We start from the raw sequence: 9,447 nt of genomic DNA, 5'->3' as shown, positions 1-9,447 counted from the left end.
TCGCATATTTATCAAAATTTGGGGGCTAGAAGTTCAATTTATCTCGAAGAATTTTTACTCCTCAGAGCTGACCATTTTTTAAACATGTTTTAAACGACACAGTCTTGATATTATCGGCGTTCCATCCCAAACAATCTTGCTTTTTGCTCTTCGTTTTTTCACTTCCGGCTCATCAAGCAGCAACCAAAAGTTTTTCATCGGCAAATTTCCAAGCCCATGCTTTTCGCTTAACCGATTTAAGTACATTTGTCGTTTGTCGCTCATCTGTCGCGACAAGTTGTCTCCATCATTGGAAAAAGCGTACAATACGCTCGCGACCGCGACACGCTTGATGCGAAACGCCTCGGATACGCGTAAAAAAAAGTCCCAATCCCAATAATGGTGAACATTCGGATCAAAATAACCGAGGTGATCATGAATCGATTTTCGGTATAAACTCCCGGATGGAACGTATGTAGAAAATCTCCGCATCGCTTCCCGGTCATATTCATAAGCGAATAAGAAGCGGTCTGTCGGGATACGCTGCCCGTTTTCGATTCGATAATGGAAAATTTCTACATCTGAATAAACGAAGTCCACATCGGCAATTTCCGCAACCATTTGCTCTATATGACAAGGAAGCAATATATCGTCATCATCGCAAAGCATAATGAGTTCCCCTTTTGCCGCTTTAACGCCGATATTTCTCGCCTCGACATGTCCGACATTGTCGCGGCAATGGATGAGATGGACGCGCAACTCTGGATATAACGCGACAATATCATCAACACGCTCGCCACCATCATTTACAACGATCACTTCAAAATAACGATATGTCTGTCTGTTTAATGATTCTAATAATTCCGCAAGCGGATACAGACGATTATAGGTGGGAACGACAACCGATACAAAGGGACGCAAAGTCCGCTCACCGCCTCTCTTTTTCTCCCCACAAAAAAGAAGGAGCAATTACCTTTAAGGTATAAGCTCCTCCCCCTTTTTGTCAACCGCTATGCCAATTCCTGTTGCTTCGTTTCTTTTCCTAACACCCATACCGCAATAACGCCAATGAAAATAGAAATACAGAAAATCAGAAAAATCGTTGTAATCGTAATATGTCTATTGACAAGATAGCCAACGAAAAGCGGTCCTAAAATGCCGCCGATGCGTCCAAATGACGCCGCCATCCCAGCTCCCGTGCCGCGAATCGAAGTCGGGTAAAGCTCTGGAGTATAGGCGTATAACGCTCCCCATGCGCCAAGGTTAAAAAACGATAGTAAAATGCCAAAGGTCATGAGCAGTGCAAGCGAATCCGCGTTGCCAAAGAAATAGGCACTAACGGCCGTACCAATCAAATACGTGATGAGCACAAATTTCCGACCCGCTCGTTCAATAAGCCATGCGGCGCTAAAATAGCCAGGCAATTGCGCCAGCGTCATAATCAAGACATACTCGAAGCTTTTAATTAAGCTAAACCCTTTCATGACCATTACGCTTGGCAGCCATAAAAACATACCGTAGTAAGAAAATACGACGCAAAACCAAAGCACCCAAAGCATGAACGTTTCTTTCCGGTAAGAAGACGACCAAACCTTGACGATGTTGTCCCATACGGTTTCTTCTTTGCGCGCACTTGTAAACCTTGGCGAATCAGGCAATCCCCATCGTAAATATAGGGCGTATAACGCCGGAATCGCCGCAAGCAATAGCGCTGTTTGCCAACCGTATGTTGGAATGACAAAATATGAAATTAACGCGGATAACAACCAGCCGACTGCCCAAAAGCTTTCCAGCAGCACAACAGCTTTTCCACGTTCTTGCGCCGGCACGCTTTCCGATACAAGCGTCGAAGCAACCGGCAGTTCTCCGCCCAACCCCATGCCTATGAGAAACCGTAAAACTAAAAACGCCGTCAATGTCGTCGTTAAGGCAGATAGTCCGCTTCCGATCGAGAATAATAATAGTGTAATAATAAACACGTTTTTTCTGCCGATACGGTCGGCCAACAATCCGAATAACAGCGCGCCAACTGCCATACCGATGGAGTTGATGCTGCCGATCCATCCCATTTGTTCGACACTTAAGTTCCAATCTTTTTGCAACGCCGCGATAATAAACGACAGCATGCCAACATCCATCGCGTCAAACATCCAGCCAAGCCCGGCAACTCCTAACAGCTTTCGCTGCGAAATCGTTTGTTGAATCATGTAAATCCTCCTATTTTTACAAGTGTAAAGACACCTTTTACATCATTATAGGGGGTTTTGCTGGATGATTCAATAAAAGATATTTTTAAATAGAATGTTTTGCATCATAAGAAATATTCCCCAACCAGCTATTCCTAGTCCGATTGATAAAATGAATGGAAAAGAAGCTCTTAAACATAAAGCAGTAATCAGCAATAAAAAGGCGGTTGCCGGGAATCCCCATAACACCCCATACACAAACTTACTTAAAATTTTTGCCTCTTCTCCTTGAAAATATAACCAAAATAAATTTAGCAAGCTGACTAGCGGTAATGCCGCAATGATTCCTCCAATGGCTGGATATCTCCGGGCCACTTCTGTTACAAAGCCGATCACAATAGCGGAAACAACTATCTTGACTAGCGCAAACATTTTTTCGCTCCCTCACTAAGAATGGTAAACGCTTTTTGTATGAGTTCTACATCAGATTCATCCATTTGTTTGAAAACTTCTTTTAGTTTGTCTTTGTCTAATCGGGTATGCCGATATAAGATATGTCTTCCTTTCTCCGTTAACACAACAAATACTTTCCTCTCATCAAGGCTGCCTCTTTTTTTACTAACCAGGCCTTTTTTTATCAACCGCTTTGTATGTTCGGAGGCCGTGTTATGAGATACTGCCAAATGCTTTGCTAAATCTCCAATTGTCGCCTCTCCATTTTTTTCAATATACTGCAACAAACGAATGGCTTGATGTGTAAGATTGTCCTTGTTTACATAGTGCAGTGAGTAATAAATATCGGTCCATTGCTCGTTAATCGCTTCAATCATGTCATCAATCTGCATCTTTATTATCCCTCCTCCCTTAAATATATCTTAATATACGATATAATCTTAAGTAAAGATATAAAAAGAGGATAAGCCATTGACTTATCCTCTAGTTATACCAAATTATCTTGCAAATACTTCTTTAATCGTATATTCCAGCCACTCCTTCACTGTTTCAAACGCAAAACGAACGTTGAGGCGCTCGGTCCATTGATGGGCGCCGCGTCCGACCGGACCGACATTGAGCACCGGAACTTGAAATTTTGCCAGCGCATCAAACGGCAAATGATAGCCGCGATTCCATATCGGCATATTATCGGTAAGAGCTCGTAAAGAAGATGAAGATTGCTGCAAGCCGACATAGCTTAAGTCGGAAATTCCGCCGAAGTAATGTTGCTGCACAAGAGAAATACCATGCTTTTCTTGCGCGTATTTTTGCAGCTTCGCAACAAGACGCTGAACGAGCGGATCGCTGCTGGCGTTGACAGCCGGATAATAAGGAGGAGCATAAAAAAGAACGATCATCGGCGCGAAATCTTTACAAAGTATAGCAAGCCGGTCGACTAGTTTGATCGTTTTCTCCCGCTCGTCTTTCGCTGCTTCCGTTGATAAAACGCTTGCTTCAAGCTGTTCGATTCTTTCTAATCCAACCATCTCCACTGCTTTCTTTCTTAACTCTGAAAAAGTGAATACGTTGACAGACAGCGGTTTCGGCGCCCATTTTTCGAGTTTCGCAAAACGGGACGCCTCAACGTTATAACGCTCTTCGATGCGTTTTGCCGCCCGCTTTGCGATCGCGATTAACGAGTTCGTCACGTCGTCGAGCGACCTTTTCTGCAAAAATAAATTAAATAACGTTACCGCGCGATGCGGTATTTGCACAGAATATTCTTCTTTTAAATCGGTCTGCAATAAGTTTGTCGGCGGCGGACTGACTTCCCCACTAAACACTTCGCAAAAATCAGTGTTAAATTCTAATTCATTAGCGATTTGCGCCACCATGAAATTGGCATTTAGCCCTGCGAACGGTTCTCCGACATGCGTTTCTTTTCCGTAACAATAAAAGCCCGGCAGCACTTTTCCAATCGAGCCGGTGTAAATGTAATTCGCTTTGTCCCCTGGATAGCGAGTAAACATCGGTTCGGAATTAAGCACAAGCCGATAGGTTAATCCGTATTTTTCTGCCATTTCGACAAGGATCGGCACGGCCGCACGCATTCCTACCGAGCTCACTTCCTCATCCGGTACCGTAAGCAGCAGTAAATTTCCTTCAAACTTTCCTTGGCATGCTTGCTCGATCAGCGACATATGAAGAGCAAGACCGCACTTCATATCCATCACGCCGCGGCCAAATAACCATTCCCCTTCTTCCATATCAGCTTGCACATCAGAAGGAAGCTGTTGTTTCTGTTCGTAAAACCGCTCCGTCAGCTTTTCGGGAGAAAACGCGGCGTCCTTCCATGCCCCGTAATCTTGCACATCGACCACATCAAAATGGCTGATGAGAATGACGGTATCGCGCACTTGCTCCGCTTTTTTCACCAGCGCGGTAACAAAATAACGGCCGTCTCCTGTCGGATGCAATTGCACAAACTCATTATTTCTTTGGAAATAATCAAGTGTAAGCAACTGTTCCGCTATGTACTGCGCAAGCAACACCTCTGCTTCCGTTCCGCTGATGCTTGGATATTCGACTAAACGACAAAGCAATTGCTTTAATTGTTGCGTCGTTTGCCATTTCATCCCGATCCCCCATTTGATATCGTTTTCCCTTATTTTAGCAAAAAATAACGCCGCCACCTATGGCAGGTGCGGCGTCACAACCTCCATTTTTGGATGTCAAAAATAAGGTGTTCGTTTGTGGCAGATGAAATCCAAGTAATAACATTGCGGCAAACCCGGAACATGCCGCAATCGCAAATTCAATTCAATAGTGGTTACGCATTATTCGTTTCAATATGGAAAATAACCGTTTCTCCTTTTGTTGCTTGTGCTTCTGGCGTTTTTTGCAAGCTTGCCACGACATCGCCGTTTGTTACAATAATTGGCGTGATCGTGCTTTTCGCTTTTTGTTTGATAAGATCTAAATCGAACGTTAATAAACGTTGTCCGGCTTTGACACGGTCTCCGGCTGCTACGTGCGCCGTAAATCCTTCGCCATTCATCGAAACTGTTTCCAAGCCAACATGAATGAGCAGCTCTATCCCTGCATCTGAACGTAAGCCTACAGCATGTTTTGTCGGGAATACTTGCACGACTTCCCCATTGACAGGCGCAACAACTTCTCCGTCCGTCGGCTCAATCGCAATGCCGTCTCCCATCATTTTTTGCGAAAAAACGGGATCGGGAACTTCTTCTAGCGGCTTGATTGCCCCTGTCAACGGCGCAACAACATCTTCATAAGTTGGTTTTGTTTTTTTGCCGAACCATTTTTTAAACATGTTGTCCATCCTTTCTTCTTTTTTCAAACTGTTACCGAACAAAAAAGACCTAAAACGCCTCAATGTGTTCGTCTTAGGCCTTGCATGCATTCGCAGTCACAATCCCATTATTCTTAAGAGTAAATGGAAATGCCGCATTTGTCAAAGAGGAACGATATAAGTTCATTGGAAATTCACATTTCGGCTATGACGGCAAATTTCGTCCTTAACTTCGGATAGCCGCTTTTCCCCCGATGTCATGAGTTTTTATGCCGTCTGCCGTTACCGTCTGTTCCTTTGCAAATCATTACATTTTTTTGCAGTCCCTGCATGCCATCGCTCATCCTCTCAAAAAGCAGTTTTGTGCTAAAATAAAAACAAACTATTTTTTGTTTGTGTCTTTCCACAAATTTCACATGACGAAACGAGGGAAACGATATGACTCATCACGATGACCCTTTCCGCGGCAATTTTGACAGCCTCGAGGAATTTGCCGATCGCATTAGCGATCTGTTGCAATGCCCGATTACGATTGAAGATGCTAATCATCGGCTCATTGCCTATAGCGCCCACGACGACTATACCGACCCGGCTCGGACTGCGACGATTATCAGCCGGCGCGTTCCGGAAAAAGTGATTAATAGTTTATGGAAGCAAGGAGCGATCCCGGCGTTATTAAGCAGTCGTGAGCCTGTCCGTGTCGCGGCCATTTCCGAAGTCGGTCTCGGCAGTCGTGTCGCCGTCTCGATTTGGAAAAACGACGAAGTAATCGGATTTATTTGGGCATTGGAAACAGACCGCACGTTATCGAAAGAGGATATGGAGCTGTTAAAAAAAGCAGCAAAAGCAGCGAAAAATAAAGTATTGCAGCTGTATATGCGCAAAAATAAAAAAGAAGAACGGGTTCAGGAATTTTTTTGGAAGCTGTTGACGGGACATATGACGACAGAGGAAGAAATTAAAGAAAATTTCGAGATGATGCAAATCCCGACCGCTCCTTTATTTTCTGTCATCGTTTTTCGGCTTGCCAACGAAATTACGAGAGAGATTGAAAAACAAATTTCTTATCTGTTACAGACAACTCAACAAATTCAACTTCTTCTGTATACGACAGACCGGAGTGATGTCATTTTATTGGCAACACCGAAAAATGTAAATCAACCGCTGCAAGAGTTTAACTGCTTTATCCAATCATTCGCGACAAAAATGAAGGAGCGATTTCACATTAGCAGCATTCAAAGCGGCTTCGGCGGTATATACGAAACGTATACATGCATCGAAAAAAGCTACAAGGAAGCTTTAACAGTGCTGAAAATGAAAGAAAAGTTTCCGGCGCAAATCAGCTCCATTTATGGATATCAACAATTGGGCATTTATCAATTTTTTGATTTATTGTTAGAGAAAAAACGACAAGGAGAGTTTACCAACACGGCTTTACTCAAATTACAATCGTATGATCAAAAACACCATAGCGATTTAGTCGAAACATTTGAAATCTTTTTCGACCACGACAGCAATGTCAATGAAACGGCGAAAGCGTTAAACATTCATCCAAACACCCTTGCTTACCGACTAAAACGCATCGCCGAAATTGGTGAAATTGACTTACATGATATCAATCAAAAAGTAAAACTATATATCGATATTAAACTTGCCAAATATGAAGCGCTCCATTAATTTGTGGAAATCCACAAAATGATAGCGCTTCTTTTTTCCTTCTTAACAAAGAAAAAATTATTACAACCATTTATACTATAATTAAGGCCAAAATACGAGGGAGGAATTTCACTCATGATTATTGGGGTACCAAAAGAAATTAAAAATAACGAAAACCGTGTTGCGATCACGCCAGCGGGCGTTATGTCATTCGTTCAAGCTGGACATACGGTGTTAGTGGAAAAAGACGCAGGAATTGGAAGCGGTTTCACTAATGAAGATTATGCAAGCGCTGGAGCGCAAATTATCGATCAAGCACAAGACGTATGGGCAAAAGCGGATATGATCATGAAAGTAAAAGAGCCGCTGCCAAGCGAATATAACTATTTCCGCCCAGGACTAATTTTATTCACGTATTTGCATCTTGCTGCAGAACCGGAATTGGCGCGTGCACTGAAAGAAAAAGGCGTAATTGCGATCGCGTACGAAACTGTACAAGTCGGCCGCACCCTTCCGCTTCTTACGCCGATGAGCGAAGTAGCAGGACGCATGGCGGCGCAAATCGGCGCGCAATTTTTAGAAAAACCAAAAGGCGGAAAAGGCATTCTTCTCGGTGGTGTTCCAGGAGTAAGCCGCGGTAAAGTGACGATCATCGGCGGCGGTACTGTCGGAACGAATGCGGCAAAAGTCGCAGTCGGTTTAGGCGCAGATGTAACGATCATCGATTTAAGCGCAGACCGCCTTCGCGAGCTAGATGACATTTTCGGCCACCAAATTACGACATTAATGTCCAACCCAATGAACATCGCTCAAGCGGTCGCAGAGTCGGATCTTGTGATCGGCGCTGTTTTAATCCCAGGAGCAAAAGCACCAAAACTTGTTACAGAAGAAATGGTCAAAGCGATGAAACCAGGTTCCGTCATTGTCGATGTCGCGATTGACCAAGGCGGTATCGTCGAGACAAGCGACCACGTCACGACGCACGACAACCCAACATACGTCAAACACGGTGTCGTTCACTATGCGGTTGCCAACATGCCTGGAGCGGTTCCAAGAACATCCACGCTCGCATTAACGAATGTAACGATTCCATACGCTCTGCAAATCGCTAACAAAGGTGTTCATCAAGCCGTCGCAGACAACCCGGCGTTAAAACTTGGCGTCAACGTCGCAAACGGCGAAATCACTTACGAAGCAGTTGCCCGCGACCTTGGCTACAACTATGTCCCAGTGGAAGAAGCGTTAGGAAAACAACTAACCGCAAATTAATCCATCATACCGGTACTGCGCGCCTGGCGCAGTGCCGGTTTTTTATTCCTTTGCCACAACCACTTTTCTATCTTATCGAAGTGATTTTATGCTATTATTAAAGAATCATGATACATACGAGGGAGGAATGCACCATGGCAATGCCTAAAGCACTGACCATCGCCGGTTCTGACAGCAGCGGCGGCGCTGGCCTTCAAGCGGACTTAAAAACGTTTCAAGAACTTGGCGTATACGGAATGACCGCGATTACGACGATCGTCGCGATGGATCCACATAAACAATGGTTTCATCAAGTGTTTCCGATCGATCTCGCTACTATCGAAGCGCAGCTCGAAACCATTATTGTTGGCGTCGGAGTTGACGCGATGAAAACCGGCATGCTTCCGACAACAGATATCATTGAACTTGCCGCAAAAACGATTGAAAAACATCAATTGACCAATGTTGTCATTGACCCGGTAATGGTATGTAAAGGAGCGGACGAACCGCTTCATCCGGAAAATACAGTATGCTATCGCGAAGTGCTTGTGCCAAAAGCGACAGTAGTAACACCAAACTTATTCGAAGCAGCACAATTAAGCGGGCTAAGCCGCATTGAAACGGTGGAAGATATGAAGGAAGCGGCGGGAAGAATCCATGAGTTTGGCGCAAAATATGTAATCGTAAAAGGCGGACGCAAAATTCCTCATGAAAAAGCGATCGACGTCCTATACGATGGAAAAACGTTCGAATTGTTGGAATCCGATCGCATCGAAACAACTTATACACACGGCGCAGGCTGCACGTTCTCCGCTGCGATCGCTGCAGAACTTGCGAAAGGAAAGCCGGTGAAAGAAGCGATCGCAACGGCGAAGGAGTTCATTACGGAAGCAATTCGCCATTCTTTCCCGCTCAACCAATATGTCGGGCCAACAAATCATGGCGCGTACCGCCGCTATCATCAATAATGAGGCAGGAGGAATATCTCCTGCTTTCCTTTTGCTTTATACAAAAAAACAAACGTGATAATATTATAAAAAAAAACAAATAATTTATCTTATTAGGCGAGAAGACTCCCACTTCAACGAAGCGAAGCGGAGTAAGTGGGAGATGAATCGCCTTAACTATATT

Annotated in this window: 9 protein-coding genes; 3 read left to right on the top strand and 6 right to left on the bottom strand. The window is 44.2% G+C overall.

The genetic code is table 11. From position 1 onward, the window contains the following. Positions 1-78: 78 nt before the first annotated feature. The 6 genes from DCC82_RS02750 to DCC82_RS02725 all read right to left on the bottom strand — a co-directional run bounded on the left by DCC82_RS02750 (position 79) and on the right by DCC82_RS02725 (position 5,433). Positions 79-900 carry a glycosyltransferase family 2 protein gene (locus tag DCC82_RS02750; protein ID WP_015865374.1) on the bottom strand — a complete coding sequence of 274 codons (822 nt, stop codon included), beginning with the start codon at positions 898-900 and terminating at the stop codon, positions 79-81. A gap of 89 nt (positions 901-989) precedes the next feature. Then, on the bottom strand, positions 990-2,186 hold the full coding sequence (locus tag DCC82_RS02745) for an MFS transporter (protein WP_062754487.1): 1,197 nt from the start codon (positions 2,184-2,186) through the stop codon (positions 990-992). 69 nt (positions 2,187-2,255) lie between these two features. Next, positions 2,256-2,597 (bottom strand): DUF3147 family protein, encoded by a 342-nt coding sequence (locus DCC82_RS02740; protein WP_108430221.1) that lies wholly within the window; start codon positions 2,595-2,597, stop codon positions 2,256-2,258. Then, positions 2,585-3,010 (bottom strand): MarR family winged helix-turn-helix transcriptional regulator, encoded by a 426-nt coding sequence (locus DCC82_RS02735; protein ID WP_062679001.1) that lies wholly within the window; start codon positions 3,008-3,010, stop codon positions 2,585-2,587. The genes DCC82_RS02740 and DCC82_RS02735 overlap by 13 nt, the downstream gene beginning before the upstream one ends. Before the next feature lie 105 nt (positions 3,011-3,115). Continuing rightward, positions 3,116-4,735 (bottom strand): M20/M25/M40 family metallo-hydrolase, encoded by a 1,620-nt coding sequence (locus tag DCC82_RS02730; protein ID WP_108430415.1) that lies wholly within the window; start codon positions 4,733-4,735, stop codon positions 3,116-3,118. Positions 4,736-4,929: 194 nt separating this feature from the next. Further along, the gene (locus DCC82_RS02725) at positions 4,930-5,433 is read right to left on the bottom strand and encodes a PTS sugar transporter subunit IIA (RefSeq protein ID WP_015865379.1); all 504 of its coding nucleotides are present in this window, start codon (positions 5,431-5,433) and stop codon (positions 4,930-4,932) included. Between the two features lie 417 nt (positions 5,434-5,850). Between DCC82_RS02725 and DCC82_RS02720 the strand changes: the two genes are divergently transcribed. From DCC82_RS02720 to pdxK, 3 genes are all read left to right on the top strand, one after another. Continuing rightward, positions 5,851-7,089 carry a PucR family transcriptional regulator gene (locus DCC82_RS02720; RefSeq protein ID WP_108430220.1) on the top strand — a complete coding sequence of 413 codons (1,239 nt, stop codon included), beginning with the start codon at positions 5,851-5,853 and terminating at the stop codon, positions 7,087-7,089. Positions 7,090-7,203: 114 nt separating this feature from the next. After that, positions 7,204-8,337 carry an alanine dehydrogenase gene (gene ald / locus DCC82_RS02715; RefSeq protein ID WP_015865381.1) on the top strand — a complete coding sequence of 378 codons (1,134 nt, stop codon included), beginning with the start codon at positions 7,204-7,206 and terminating at the stop codon, positions 8,335-8,337. Positions 8,338-8,471: 134 nt separating this feature from the next. Next, positions 8,472-9,284, top strand: coding sequence for a pyridoxine/pyridoxal/pyridoxamine kinase (pdxK, locus tag DCC82_RS02710; protein WP_015865382.1), 813 nt, complete (start codon positions 8,472-8,474; stop codon positions 9,282-9,284). Positions 9,285-9,447 lie beyond the last annotated feature (163 nt).

It is taken from the genome of Geobacillus sp. LYN3, assembly GCF_003064505.1.
GTDB classification, from domain to species: domain Bacteria; phylum Bacillota; class Bacilli; order Bacillales; family Anoxybacillaceae; genus Parageobacillus_B; species Parageobacillus_B toebii.
Note: the sequence above shows the minus strand (reverse complement) of the source record. Positions and strands in the feature narration are given on the sequence as shown.

Coding starts and splice junctions, on each gene's coding strand:
- ald (WP_015865381.1), top strand. CDS start 7,204: ATGATTATTGGGGTACCAAAAGAAATTAAAAATAACGAAAACCGTGTT.
- DCC82_RS02725 (WP_015865379.1), bottom strand. CDS start 5,433: ATGTTTAAAAAATGGTTCGGCAAAAAAACAAAACCAACTTATGAAGAT.
- DCC82_RS02730 (WP_108430415.1), bottom strand. CDS start 4,735: ATGAAATGGCAAACGACGCAACAATTAAAGCAATTGCTTTGTCGTTTA.
- DCC82_RS02740 (WP_108430221.1), bottom strand. CDS start 2,597: ATGTTTGCGCTAGTCAAGATAGTTGTTTCCGCTATTGTGATCGGCTTT.
- DCC82_RS02735 (WP_062679001.1), bottom strand. CDS start 3,010: ATGCAGATTGATGACATGATTGAAGCGATTAACGAGCAATGGACCGAT.
- pdxK (WP_015865382.1), top strand. CDS start 8,472: ATGGCAATGCCTAAAGCACTGACCATCGCCGGTTCTGACAGCAGCGGC.
- DCC82_RS02720 (WP_108430220.1), top strand. CDS start 5,851: ATGACTCATCACGATGACCCTTTCCGCGGCAATTTTGACAGCCTCGAG.
- DCC82_RS02745 (WP_062754487.1), bottom strand. CDS start 2,186: ATGATTCAACAAACGATTTCGCAGCGAAAGCTGTTAGGAGTTGCCGGG.